This window comes from Streptomyces palmae, assembly GCF_004684805.1.
In the GTDB taxonomy this organism is placed as follows: Bacteria; Actinomycetota; Actinomycetes; order Streptomycetales; family Streptomycetaceae; genus Streptomyces; species Streptomyces palmae.
This window is the reverse complement of sequence record NZ_SRID01000194.1, coordinates 1-12,646: the sequence shown is the minus strand read 5'-3', so window position 1 is coordinate 12,646 and position 12,646 is coordinate 1. Positions and strand designations below refer to the sequence as shown.

The 12,646-nt window shown below is 73.6% G+C and carries 11 protein-coding genes; 5 read left to right on the top strand and 6 right to left on the bottom strand.

Annotated features, from left to right (window positions below):
* The coding region (locus E4099_RS19705; protein ID WP_425348261.1) for a histidine kinase at window positions 1-800 on the bottom strand (800 nt) is incomplete at its 3' end.
* Window positions 801-945: 145 nt separating this feature from the next.
* On the opposite strand from E4099_RS19705, the gene E4099_RS19700 reads away from it, so the two are divergent.
* Together E4099_RS19700 and E4099_RS19695 are read left to right on the top strand one after the other, a co-directional pair.
* Window positions 946-2,034, top strand: coding sequence for an ABC transporter permease (locus tag E4099_RS19700; RefSeq protein WP_135340410.1), 1,089 nt, complete (start codon window positions 946-948; stop codon window positions 2,032-2,034).
* Window positions 2,031-2,747 (top strand): ABC transporter ATP-binding protein, encoded by a 717-nt coding sequence (locus E4099_RS19695; RefSeq protein ID WP_135340409.1) that lies wholly within the window; start codon window positions 2,031-2,033, stop codon window positions 2,745-2,747. Before E4099_RS19700 ends, E4099_RS19695 begins: the two co-directional genes overlap by 4 nt.
* A gap of 80 nt (window positions 2,748-2,827) precedes the next feature.
* On the opposite strand, the gene E4099_RS19690 is transcribed toward E4099_RS19695, so the two are convergent.
* Both E4099_RS19690 and E4099_RS19685 read right to left on the bottom strand, forming a co-directional pair.
* The gene (locus tag E4099_RS19690; RefSeq protein WP_135340408.1) at window positions 2,828-3,478 is read right to left on the bottom strand and encodes a GNAT family N-acetyltransferase; all 651 of its coding nucleotides are present in this window, start codon (window positions 3,476-3,478) and stop codon (window positions 2,828-2,830) included.
* Window positions 3,479-3,663: 185 nt separating this feature from the next.
* Window positions 3,664-5,211, bottom strand: a complete 1,548-nt coding sequence (locus tag E4099_RS19685; protein WP_135340407.1) for a flavin-dependent oxidoreductase — start codon at window positions 5,209-5,211, stop codon at window positions 3,664-3,666.
* Window positions 5,212-5,394: 183 nt separating this feature from the next.
* Between E4099_RS19685 and pepN the strand changes: the two genes are divergently transcribed.
* Entirely contained in the window at window positions 5,395-7,965 is a 2,571-nt protein-coding gene (gene pepN, locus E4099_RS19680) for an aminopeptidase N (protein ID WP_135340406.1), read from the top strand.
* Window positions 7,966-8,098: 133 nt separating this feature from the next.
* On the opposite strand, the gene E4099_RS19675 is transcribed toward pepN, so the two are convergent.
* On the bottom strand, window positions 8,099-9,070 hold the full coding sequence (locus E4099_RS19675; protein ID WP_135340405.1) for an acyl-ACP desaturase: 972 nt from the start codon (window positions 9,068-9,070) through the stop codon (window positions 8,099-8,101).
* Window positions 9,071-9,680: 610 nt separating this feature from the next.
* Here E4099_RS19675 and E4099_RS19670 point away from each other — a divergent pair.
* Together E4099_RS19670 and E4099_RS19665 are read left to right on the top strand one after the other, a co-directional pair.
* Window positions 9,681-10,163, top strand: a complete 483-nt coding sequence (locus E4099_RS19670) for a hypothetical protein (protein WP_135340404.1) — start codon at window positions 9,681-9,683, stop codon at window positions 10,161-10,163.
* 11 nt (window positions 10,164-10,174) lie between these two features.
* Window positions 10,175-10,450, top strand: coding sequence for a hypothetical protein (locus E4099_RS19665; RefSeq protein ID WP_135340403.1), 276 nt, complete (start codon window positions 10,175-10,177; stop codon window positions 10,448-10,450).
* Between the two features lie 321 nt (window positions 10,451-10,771).
* Here E4099_RS19665 and E4099_RS19660 read toward each other — a convergent pair whose 3' ends face one another.
* Both E4099_RS19660 and malQ read right to left on the bottom strand, forming a co-directional pair.
* Window positions 10,772-10,996 (bottom strand): hypothetical protein, encoded by a 225-nt coding sequence (locus E4099_RS19660; protein WP_135340402.1) that lies wholly within the window; start codon window positions 10,994-10,996, stop codon window positions 10,772-10,774.
* 50 nt (window positions 10,997-11,046) lie between these two features.
* The coding region (malQ, locus tag E4099_RS33675; RefSeq protein ID WP_209446664.1) for a 4-alpha-glucanotransferase at window positions 11,047-12,646 on the bottom strand (1,600 nt) is incomplete at its 5' end.

Here is a 12,646-nt window from a genome sequence, read left to right as displayed (position 1 = left end):
ACGAAGCGGCGGGCCTCGGCCAGGTTGTCCACCGCGGCCTGGCGGGCCGCCTCCGCGTGCCGGGCCGCGGTGTCGGGCCGGTCGGGCAGGGCCCGTTCGACGGCGCGCAGCAGCAGCTGGATGCTGGAGAGGCCCTGGGCGAGGGTGTCATGGATCTCGTGGGCCAGGCGTTCGCGTTCGGCGAGTACCCCGGCGGTGTGCTGGGCCTGGGCGAGATCGGCGCGGGTGGCGGTGAGCTCCTCGATCAGCCGCCTGCGCTGTTCGCTCTCCCGGTACAGGGCCTGGTACCCCCAGACCACCGCGATGGCGACGGCGGCGCCGAGCGCGGGGCCGATCGCCATGGCCAGGCCGAAGGAGTGCTGGTGGGCCGCGAAGCCGGCGACGGCCGCGGCGGCGGTGGCGGCCACGGCGGGCAGCGCGGCGCGCCGGGGCAGCAGATGGAGCTGGAGGAAGTACAGCGGGAAGGCGACCCACGCACCGTCCGGGGACAGGGCCAGCAGCACCAGCCATACGGCGCCCACGGCGGCCAGCCAGCAGGCGGCGGCGCGCCGGGAGCGGCCGACGCGGGGCAGCAGCGGCCCGGCCGCGTACACCAGGCCGCAGGCCGCCGCCGCGGCCACGACCATCCCGGTGTGGGGTCGGTCGTCGGCCACGGCCCGGCCGCCGGCCAGTGCCAGCAAGCCGATGATCAGCAGGTGGAGGCTCCAGGTCAGGGCCCGGGTGGTCGGGGTCGGAGCGGGGGCGGCGGCGTTCTTCACGGTCCTTCCACCATACGGAAGCGGACCGCGGGGAGCCTCCATCGAAAGTTACAAGCCGTGTGCTCTCTTTCGACCCGGGAAGTGCCGTCCTCCGCCAGATGTCCCGACAGGGTGCCTTCGGGGAGGGTGGCAGCCGTACCGCTTCCGACAGCGGAAACCGGGAACCGGAAAAAGGGGAAGGCGGGCCGTGTTCGTCGCCTGGAGAGACCTGAGGTTCGCCAAGGGGCGCTTCGCCCTGATGGGGACCGTCATCGTGCTGATCACCCTGTTGGTCGGGCTGCTGTCCGGGCTGACCGCCGGGCTGGAGCACCGGAACATCTCCGCGATCACCTCGCTGCCCGCGGACCGGATCGCCTTCCAGGCTCCGGGCGGCGGGCAGGACCTGTCGTACTCCGACTCCACCGTCACCCGGCGCCAGTGGCAGCGATGGTCCACGGCCCCGGGCGTGGAGAGCGCCGAACCGCTGGGGATCACCCTCACCAAGGCCACCGCCGGGGTCAAGAGCACCGGGGTCAGCGCCTTCGGGGTCGAGCCCGGCTCCCGCCTGGCCCCCGACAGCGGGCGGATCGACAGCCGGTCGGCGGTGCTGTCCACCCCGGCCGCCGACGACCTCGGCCTGACCGCCGGCGACTCCTTCACCCTGGCCGGGCAGCGGCTGACGGTGGCCGCGGTGCGGGGCGACGCCTTCTTCAGCCACACCCCGGTCGTCTGGATCGCGCTGGGCACCTGGCAGAAGACCGCGCCGCCCACCGGCACCGGCGACGCCCCCCACGCCACCGTGATCGCCGTGAACACCGCCGCCGGGGCCGATGTGGCCGCCGTGGACCGGGTGGCCGGCACCAGGACGGTCTCCCGCGACGACTCGCTGTCCGCGATCGGCTCCTACAGCTCCGAGAACGGCTCCCTCCAGCTGATGCGCGGCTTTCTGTTCGCCATCTCCGCGCTGGTCATCGGGGCCTTCTTCACCGTGTGGACCATCCAGCGCAGCGGTGACATCGCCGTCCTCAAGGCCCTGGGCGCCTCCACCGCCGGCCTGCTCGGGGACGCCCTCGGCCAGGCCGTCGTACTGCTGGCCGGCGGCACCCTGATCGGCACCGGGATCGCCGCCGGGGCGGGGGCCCTGATCTCGGGCTCGGACGTGCCGTTCCGTCTCACTCCGGCGACGGTCCTGATCCCGGCCGCCGTGATGATCCTGCTCGGTGCGCTGGGAGCCGCCCTGTCCATCCGCCGCATCACCGCCGTGGACCCGCTGGCCGCCCTGGGGAGCGCCCGATGAGCCTGAGCCTGGTCGACATCACCCTCACCTATCCCGACGGCGACTCCCGGCTGACCGCCCTCGACCGGGTCACGCTGGAGGTGCCGCGAGGCAGCCTGACCGCCGTGGTCGGCCCGTCCGGCTCCGGCAAGTCCAGCCTGCTGGCCGTCGCCGCCACCCTGATCACCCCGGACGCGGGCACCGTCACCATCGACGGCACCCCCACCACCGGGCTGAGCCGCCGCCGGCTCACCGAGCTGCGCCGCCGCACCATCGGCGTCGTCTTCCAGCAGCCCAATCTGCTGCCCTCGCTGACCGCCGCCGAGCAGCTCCAGGTCATGGCCCGGATCGACGGCCGCTCACCGGCCAAGGCGCGCCCCCGTGCCCTGGAACTCCTGGACGCGGTCGGTCTCGCCGACCAGGCGGGCCGCCGCCCCCACCAGCTCTCCGGTGGCCAGCGCCAGCGCGTCAACATCGCCCGCGCCCTGATGAACGACCCCACCGTCCTCCTGGTCGACGAGCCCACCAGCGCCCTGGACCGGGAGCGCGGCGCCGCCGTCATCGACCTGCTCACCCGCCTCACCCGCCAGCGGGGCACCGCCACCGTCCTGGTCACCCACGACCGCGCCCATCTGACCGCCGCCGACCGGGTCGCCGAGGTCCACGACGGCCGCCTCCGGCTCGCCGCGCCACCCTCGGCCGACACGACGGCCGTGCCGGGGCACATGCCCTGAGGTGGCCGTCCCCGGGGGATCGGGCACAGACCCGAGGCGCTCAGCCGGCACTGATCGGCTCGGGCGCGGAACCGAGGCGATCAGCCTGCGCTGATGCCGAAGAACTCCTCGCAGCCGACCAGCCCGCTCACCGTCACGGGCGGGCGGTCCTGGTCGGCCCAGTCCTCGCGGGAGAGCCGCAGCCGCTGGGATTCGACGACCCGTCCGTGCAGGAGGTCGCGGCTGATGCCGTCCGGGCGGTAGCCGAGCTTGCGGGAGACGGAGAGCGCGGAGAGGTTGTCCGGGAAGGTCAGCGAGGCGGCGTAGGCGGCTCCCAGGTCCGCGAAGGCCAGGTGGAGCATGGCCTGGCGCATCTCGGTGCCGATCCCCAGGCCGTGGAACTCCAGGCCCAGCCAGGAGCCCGAGGTGATCTCGCGCCGCACGCCGAAGTCCTGGGCGCGCATGTCCTGGATGCCCACCGGGCGCCCCTCGTGGAACACCACCAGGTCCAGTGCCCACTTCTCGGGTGTCCAGGCGCCCAGCCGGGTCCAGTGCAGCTGCATCACATGCCGGGCGCGCTGGGCGGGCGTCCCATCGGTCCAGGGGGTCAGGAACGGCCGGGCGTCCGGCGGATGTACGCCCCGGGCGGCGACCTCGGCCACCTCCGCCAGCTCCTCCTCGTCGGGGAGCCGCAGTTCCAGGCGGGGTGTCCGCACCGTCAGACCCCTCAGGGGCCAATGATCATCAAGCATGCGCGCCAGTGTGCCCAGGCCGGGCGGATACCGCACCGCCTTTTCCGCGGTGGCGTTTCCGCGATGCGGGGGGGGGCGGGGTAGGTGCCGCCCGAGGACGGAGCGGGCCTGCCGCCTGCCGTCCGGAGAACGGAGTGGTGCCGCCTGAGGGATGGACGGGCCTGCCGTCCGGAGAGCGGGGTGCCCTACCGCCTGCTCCAGGAGGGGCGGGAGTTGAGTTCCGACACGTCCGTGCCGGTGGTCGCGCGGTACGCCGCGTCTATGGAGGCCAGCTCCTCGGGCGTGAGCACCTCCTCCACCTGCCGGAACCCGTCCGGCGCCCGCTCCGCCACCGCGCGCAGCAGCACGTCGGCCGGCATCCGGCGGTTGGCCAGGACCACCGCGTTGACCCCTTCCCGGCGGGCCTGTTCGTAGTCGCGCAGGCCCGCCTCCCGGTCCGCCCCGGCGGCCAGGCACGCCGCCAGCACCCGGGCGTCCAGTACGGCCTGGGAGCCGCCGTTGGAGCCGACCGGGTACATCGGGTGCGCGGCGTCGCCGAGCAGGGTGACCGGGCCGCTGCCCCAGCGGTCCAGCGGGTCGCGGTCCACCATGGGGTACTCCAGGATCCGCTCGGTGGCGCCGAGGAGCGCCGGTACGTCCAGGTCGCCGATGCGCCAGCCGGCATAGTGCGGGGCCACATCGGCCAGCCGGCCGGAGCGGTTCCAGTCGGCCGGGCCTCCCTCGCCGGGGCCTCCCCCAGCGGGACGGCGCACCGCACCCCCCGCCGCCGGCCCCGCGTCGGGGGCCTCCGTCACCCGGACCTCGGCGACCCAGTTGAGCAGGGCCCGGCCTCGGCGCTCGGCCGCCCGGGAGATCGGGTAGACGACCAGTTTGGCGGCGGTGTTGCTGCCCGCGATGGCCAGCGTCCGACCGCCGAGGAAGGGGTGCCATTCGGCGGTACCCCGCCACATCCGTATGCCGTTCCACAGCGGCGGGCCCTCGTCGGGGTGGAGGGCGGCGCGGACCGTGGAGTGCAGACCGTCGGCACCGACCAGGGCCCGGGCCCGTACGGTCCGTTCCTCCCCGGTCCGCCGGTCCAGCAGGGCGACCCTTACCCCCGGCGAGGGGCGGTCCGCGCCGCCGGGGAGCGGCTGGAAGCCGGTGACCGCGGTGCCGGTGCGTACCGCCCGCGGCCCCAGTCGGTCCCGTACCGCGCGCAGCAGCAGCTGTTGCAGCTCGCCCCGGTGGAGGGAGTACTGCGGCCAGTGGTAGCCGAGGGCGCGGCCGCGCGGCTCGCGCCAGATGAGGTTGCCGTGCCGGTCGAAGTGGGCCAGCTCGGCGGTGGGAATGGCGATGGCCGCCAGCTCCTCGCCCAGGCCCAGCTCGGTCAGCTCCCGGACCGCGTGCGGCAGCAGGTTGATGCCGACGCCGAGCGGGAGCAGGCGCAGGGCCGATTCGACCACCCGTACCCCGATGCCGGCGGCGTGCAGGCTGAGCGCGGCGGTGAGCCCGCCGATCCCGGCCCCGGCCACCAGCACATCGGCGTCCGTACCGGCCCCGGTGCCGGTGCCGATCCCGGTGCTGGTGCCGGTGTCGATGTCGGTGCTGGTGCCGGTGTCGATGTCGGTGCCAGTGCCCGTACCGGTGCCGGCTGCTGCGTCCGTGGTGCCCACCTGCTGCGTCCTCCCGTACTCCGGTATCTCCGGTCCCCCGGTCGCCCCCTGACGGGTGCGTACGGCGAGACGAGTGTCCATCGGAGCCGGTCCTTCCGCACCCGCCGGTGATCCACTGATACCGGCGCCGCCCGGTTGCCGCCGCGAACCGGGTGGTACGGGGGCGGTATCCGGCGGAACCGAACCGGCGCCGGAAAACCGGGCCGCGGCCGAGGCGTACCGCGTGGAAAGATGACCGGAAACACGACATAAGGAGATGTCCAGGTGCCTGGAACGAACCTCACCCGCGATGAGGCGCGGCAGCGTGCGGAGCTGCTCACCGTCGACTCGTACGAGATCGAGCTCGACCTCTCCGGGGCTCAGGAGGGCGGTACGTACCGGTCGGTGACCCGGGTCCGCTTCGACTCCGCCACGGCGGGTGCGGACACCTTCATCGACCTGGTGGCCCCCACGGTGCACGAGGTGGTGCTGAACGGCACCGCGCTGGACGCGGCCGAGGTCTTCCAGGACAGCCGGATCGCCCTGCCGGGGCTGCTGGCCGGGACCAATGAGCTGACGGTGGTCGCGGACTGCGCGTACACCAACACCGGTGAGGGTCTGCACCGGTTCGTGGACCCGGTGGACCAGCAGGCGTACCTGTACACCCAGTTCGAGGTGCCGGACGCGCGGCGGGTGTTCGCCTCCTTCGAGCAGCCGGACCTGAAGGCGACGTTCCAGTTCACCGTGAAGGCCCCGGCGGGCTGGACGGTGATCTCCAACTCGCCGACCCCGGAGCCGCAGGACAACACGTGGAGCTTCGAGCCCACCCCGCGTATCTCCAGCTACATCACCGCGCTGATCGTGGGCCCGTACCACTCGGTGCACAGCAGCTACGAGAAGGACGGGCGCACGGTGCCGCTGGGCATCTACTGCCGGCCGTCGCTGGCGGAGTTCCTGGACGCGGACGCCATCTTCGAGGTGACCCGGCAGGGCTTCGAGTGGTTCGAGGAGAAGTTCGACTACGCCTACCCGTTCGCCAAGTACGACCAGCTGTTCGTCCCCGAGTTCAACGCCGGGGCGATGGAGAACGCGGGCGCGGTGACCATCCGCGACCAGTACGTCTTCCGCTCCAAGGTGACGGACGCCTCGTACGAGCTGCGCGCCGAGACCATCCTGCACGAGCTGGCCCACATGTGGTTCGGCGACCTGGTCACCATGGAGTGGTGGAACGACCTGTGGCTGAACGAGTCGTTCGCCACCTACACCTCCATCGCCTGCCAGGCGTACCACCCGGAGTCGGCGTGGCCGCACTCCTGGACCACCTTCGCCAACTCCATGAAGACCTGGGCCTACCGGCAGGACCAGCTGCCGTCCACCCACCCGATCATGGCCGAGATCCGCGACCTGGACGACGTCCTGGTCAACTTCGACGGCATCACCTACGCCAAGGGCGCCAGCGTGCTGAAGCAGCTGGTGGCGTACGTCGGCATGGACGCGTTCTTCACCGGTGTGCAGGCCTACTTCAAGCGGCACGCCTTCGGCAACACCCGGCTGACCGACCTGCTCGGCGCCCTGGAGGAGACCAGCGGCCGGGACCTCAAGACCTGGTCCGCGAAGTGGCTGGAGACCGCGGGCATCAACGTCCTCCGCCCGGAGATCGAGACCGACGCCACCGGCACCATCACCGCCTTCGCGGTGCGCCAGGAGGCCCCGGCGCTGCCCGCCGGAGCCCAGGGCGAGCCGGTGCTGCGCCCGCACCGGATCGCGATCGGCCTGTACGACCTGGCCGACGGCAAGCTGGTCCGCACCGACCGCATCGAGCTGGACGTGGACGGCGAGCTGACCGCGGTGGAGGCCCTGGTCGGCCGGCAGCGCCCGGCGGTCGTCCTGCTCAACGACGACGACCTGTCATACGCCAAGGTGCGGCTGGACGAGGAGTCGCTGAAGACCGTCACCGCGCACCTGGGCGACTTCGCGGACTCGCTGCCGCGCGCCCTGTGCTGGGCCTCGGCCTGGGACATGACCCGCGACGCCGAGCTGGCCACCGGCGACTACCTGGACCTGGTGCTGTCCGGGATCGCCAAGGAGTCCGACATCGGCGTGGTGCAGTCGCTGCACCGCCAGGTCAAGCTGGCCCTGGACCTGTACGCGGCCCCGGCCCGCCGGGACGCCGGGCTGGCCCGCTGGACCGAGGCCACCCTGGCGCACCTGCAGGCCGCCGAGCCGGGCAGCGACCACCAGCTGGCCTGGGCCCGCGCCTTCGCCGCCACCGCCCGCACCCCGCAGCAGCTCGACCTGCTCCAGGGGCTGCTGGAGGGCACCGAGTCGATCGAGGGCCTGGTGGTCGACGCCGAGCTGCGCTGGGCGTTCGTGGAGCGGATGGCCTCGGTCGGCCGGTACGACGAGGAGCAGATCGCGGCCGAACTCGACCGGGACCGCACGGCGGCGGGCGAGCGGCACGCCGCCACCGCCCGCGCGGCGCGGCCCACCCCCGAGGCCAAGGCGGAGGCCTGGGCCTCGGTCGTCGAGTCCGACAAGCTGCCCAACGCGCTCAACGAGGCCGTGATCGCGGGCTTCGTCCAGAGCGACCAGCGGGAGCTGCTGGCCCCGTACACCGAGAAGTTCTTCGCGGTGGTCAAGGAGGTCTGGGACGCGCGCAGCCACGAGATCGCCCAGCAGATCGCGGTGGGCCTCTACCCGGCGCTCCAGGTCGAGCAGGCCACCCTGGACGCCACGGACGCCTGGCTGGCCTCCGCCGAGCCCAACGCGGCGCTGCGCCGCCTGGTCTCCGAGTCCCGCTCGGGCATCGAGCGGGCCCTCAAGGCCCAGTCCGCCGACGAAGCCGCCACCGCCTGACCCAAAACCTCACGGTGACGGGCTCTGGGACCACTTCGGCCCCAGAGCCCTCCGGGCCCCGCAGGGGGTGCGGGGAACTGCGCGACCAGCCACAACGCACCCTCAGCCGACCGACAGCGCCCCCGCGAAGGCGCTACCGCGCAGCGACCCGCGCCCGGCGGGCCAGCAGCGCCTCGCGGCGCTCGTCGAACTTGCGGGCCTGGTCGTCCAGGTCGTCCATGAACAGGCCCAGCTCCTGCTGGGCGCGCAGGCCCTCGGGGCCCAGGCCGGAGATGTCCAGCACCTTCAGGTAGCGCAGCACCGGCTGGAGCACGTCGTCGTGGTGGATGCGCAGGTTGTAGATGCCGCCGATGGCCATCTGGGCGGCGGCCCGCTCGAAGCCGGGGATGCCGTGGCCGGGCATCCGGAACCCGACCACCACATCGCGTACCGCGCACATCGTCTGGTCGGGCGCCAACTCGAAGGCGCGGCCCAGCAGGTTGCGGTAGAAGACCATGTGCAGGTTCTCGTCGGTGGCGATACGGGCCAGCATCTGGTCGCACACCGGGTCACCGGAGTTGTTGCCGGTGTTGCGGTGGGATATCCGGGTGGCCAGCTCCTGGAAGGCCACATAGGCCACCGAGTGCAGCATGCTGTGCCGGTTGTCGGACTCGAAGCCGGTGGCCATGTGGTCCATCCGGAACCGCTCCAGCGCCACCGGGTCCACCGCGCGGCTGGCGAGCAGGTAGTCGCGCATCACGATGCTGTGCCGGCCCTCCTCCGCGGTCCAGCGGTGCACCCAGGTGCCCCAGGCGCCGTCCCGGCCGAAGAGGGTGGCGATCTCGTGGTGGTAGCTGGGCAGGTTGTCCTCGGTCAGCAGGTTCACCACCAGCGCGGTCCGGCCGATGGCGGTGACCTTGGACTGCTCGGCGGCCCATGCCTCGCCGCCCAGCACCCCGTCGAAGTTGCGGCCGTCGCTCCAGGGCACGTACTCGTGCGGCATCCAGTCCTTGGCGACCTTCAGGTGCCGGTTGAGCTCGGTCTCCACCGCCTCTTCGAGCGCGTACAGCAGCCTGGTGTCACTCCACACGGCCGAGCCGTTGTGCTGGGAAGGGGCGAGGGTCATGGGGGAGCTCCTGGGGACGTAGAAGCGGGGCCTACTTACGGGACCGTAGGTTACGTCACCGTAGGTTAAAGAAGATATAAATGGTTGCGGAAGCGGTGAAATACGGCTCCCTGGGCGGCGGGCCCGACGGGGCCGTGCGGACGGACCGACGCGGCGAGGGTGGCGCCGGTGAGCCGCCGTGCCGCCGCCCGCCGGGCGACCGGAGTACCTGCCCGAACGGCTGCCCTCTCGGCTGCCCCGGAGCGCTCGCCGGCCCCGCGGCGGCGCGGTTCATTGGGGGAGGGCCAGCAGGAGGGCGACTCCCCATGAGATACGCGGACATCGAACACGAGACGGACGTGCCGGACAGGGCCCGGCGGCCCCACCCCGCCCCGGCCCCGGCGGGACCGCTCGGACTGCTGGCCCTGCAGCGCGCGGCGGGCAACCGCGCGGTGGCCCGACTCCTCGCGCAGCCGGCGCTCCCGGTCCAGCGCTCGTGGTCCTCGTCGTCCTCGGAGGAGGAGCGTGACGGGGACGCCGCCGCCCGGGACGAGGGCCGGGACACGGGCCGGGAGGCGAGCCCCTGGACCGCGACGCCCGCGACATCCGCGACGCCGGGGCGATCGCGGGCGTGGAGGGCCGACCCCCCGAGGCCGAGACCGGCCGGGAGGCCGGCGCCGGACCGGCCGCGGGACCCTCCTGCCAGATCGATGTCCGGGCCACCAAGATCCGGGGACTGGCCGGGCTGCCGATCTACCACCTGTTCGTGATCTACAAGGACCCGTCCGGGAGCCCCTACTTCTTCCGCGGTGGCCCGAGCGGTCGGGGCGGTCCGGGCGGATACGGCTCCATCAAGTGCGACCACGGCGCGTACACGCCCGGCACGGTGGACTGGGAGCCCGGGGCCCCGTCGACCACCGTCATGTCGGGCCCGGCCGCCTGCGGCAAGGACACGTCGTTCATCAGGGAGCTGAGCCGGATCGACGCCGCATCGATCCCGTACCAACCGACCGGACCGAACAGCAACTCCGTCGCCCGTACGATCCTCAACAAGACCGGAGTGCCCGAGGACAAGCCGGTGATGATCGCCCCTGGGTGGGGCCAGATCCTGTGACGGAGGTCTTCATGGCCAGGGTGGAGTGGAAGCGGCTGAGGGCCGCCGAGGAGGTGCGCGCCCGGCTCCTGGCGGAGCTCCCGCCGGGGAGCGACGCATCGGCCATCCGGAGCTTCGCCACCGCCCAGCGCCTGGAATGCTCGGACCCGGTGGGCGGCGTCATCCGCTGCTCGGCCCCCGCGCGGGGCCGCTGGCCGCTGGTCTCGGCGAAATGGCTGATCGAGTGCCGTCTCGAGGACGGTCGGCTGGTCGACATCGCGGTCCGCGAGGGCCTCACGGGCCCCTGACCCGGAAACCGGCGACGGACCGCGCCCGCGGTGCGCGACGCCGCCGCCACGGCTGCACGCCGGGCGGCTGGAGGGCGGGGTCTACAGCGGCCAGGTGATCACGCCGATCAGCGGCCCGGTCCGCTTTCACGAACCCTCCCCGCTCGAGGTCGACCTCACGGCACTCGTCAAACGCTGAGCCATGGGCGGGCCGCCCGTGCCACCGAGTGGACGGGTCGGTCATGGAGCGGGGTGGGAGGCATCAGGGTGCGGCACCCGTCCTCGACGGGGTGGGCCGCACCCTTGCCTGCCGCGGGCGCCAGGGCACCCGCGGCGGTGAGGTCAGCTGTGCTTGCGGGACCGGTCGGTGACCATGACGAGGCCGGCGATCACCAGGAAGGAGACGATCGGCAGCGCCACGTAGAGGCCGAGCGTCTCGGCGACACTCAGGCCCGGACCCGGGTCGTCACCGGCGTCGCGGACGAGCGCGAACGCGTTGGACGACATCAGCAGCATCAGCGTCGTTGCGGCGGTCACGGAGCCGGCGCGCAGGGCGTTCTTCTTCACCCTCCCAACGTAGCGAACCCCGGTTGCGCCCGCGCGCGCGGGGGTGCGTTTCAGGGCCTCGCGAGCTCCTCCATCAGTGCGTGCAGCCGTGGCGAGGCGGTCAGCCGCTCCAGCGACATCGGCATGCCGGAGGCGTCGGCGATCGGCAGGCGCCAGTTGGGGTACTGGTCCCAGGTGCCCGGCAGGTTCTGCGGCCGCCGGTCGCCCACCGTGTCCGGCAGCCACACGCCGACCATCAGGGCGGGGGTGCGGAGGAGGAAGCGGTAGACGGCCCTGATCGCCGCCTCCTCGTCACCCGGCCCCTCCGGGAGCAGCCCGGTGCGTCCGAGCAGCGCCAGCCACTCGGCGACCTCCACCGCGTCCTCGGCCCGCTCCTCGGCGAGCGGCCGGGTCAGCAGGCCGAGCCGGTGCCGCAGCACGACGTGTTCCCCGGTGAGCCGGGCGGCGGTGCTGGGCAGGTCGTGGGTGGTGGCGGTGGCCAGGCACCCGGTCCGCCAGCGCTCCGGCGGCAGCGGCTGGGCCACCCGTCGCCGGGGGCCGCCCCCTGCCCCCTCGCCCTGGCCCTCGGCCCCGGGATCCTCCGAGGCCCGGGGGGAGGCCCCGGGATCCTCCTGCCCCGCGGCCTCGGGATCCTCCGGGGCCCCGGGGCGCTCAGGGGCCTCCCGCTCCGTCGCCGCGTAGTCGCGCTCGAACCAGAGCACCGAGGTCCCCAGCACGCCCCGGTCCGCCAGCCGCTCGCGGACGCCGGGTTCGACGGTGCCCAGGTCCTCACCTATCACCACGGCGCCGGCCCGGTGGGCCTCCAGGGCGAGGACGGCGAGCATCGCCTCCGCGTCATAGCGGACGTAGGCGCCCTCGGCGGGCTCCCGGCCCTCCGGCACCCACCACAGGCGGAACAGGCCCATCACATGGTCGATCCGGAGCGCGCCGGCATGCCGCAGCAGGCCGCGCAGCAGCTCGCGGTAGGGGGCGTAGCCGGCGGCGGCCAGCGCGTCGGGGCGCCAGGGCGGCAGCCCCCAGTCCTGGCCGCGGGCGTTGAAGGCGTCCGGCGGCGCGCCGATGGACATCCCGGCGGCGAACACCTCCTGCTGCGCCCAGGTGTCGGCGCCCGCCGGGTGGACGCCCACCGCCAGGTCGTGGACCAGGCCGATGGGCATCCCGGCGTCCCGCGCGGCCCGCTGGGCGGCGGCCAGCTGGCCGTCCGTCAGCCAGGCGAGCCAGCGGTGGAAGTCCACCCGGTCCAGGTGTTCGCCGCGGACCCGGGCGGTACGGGCCGAGCGCGGGTCGCGCAGCTCGCGGGGCCAGGCGTGCCAGTTCGGGCCGTACACCTCGGCCAGCGCGCACCAGGTGGCGTGGTCGTCCAGGGGTTGGCCGCACTCCGCCAGGAAGTCGCGGTAGGCGGCCTGGCGGCCGGGGCTCGGCGGCACCGCGCGCACCAGCTCCAGCACCTCGCGCTTGAGCGCCCAGACCCGGTCCCGGTCGATCAGCGCGCCCCGCTCCAGGACGCCGGTGCGCAGTGCGGCGGCCTCCTCCAGTAGGGCACGCGCCCGGTCCCGGGCGGCGCCGCGCAGTCCGGCGTACTCCGGCACGTCCTCCACCCGCAGGTGCACCGGGTCGGGGAAGCGGCGCGAGGAGGGGCGGTACGGGGAG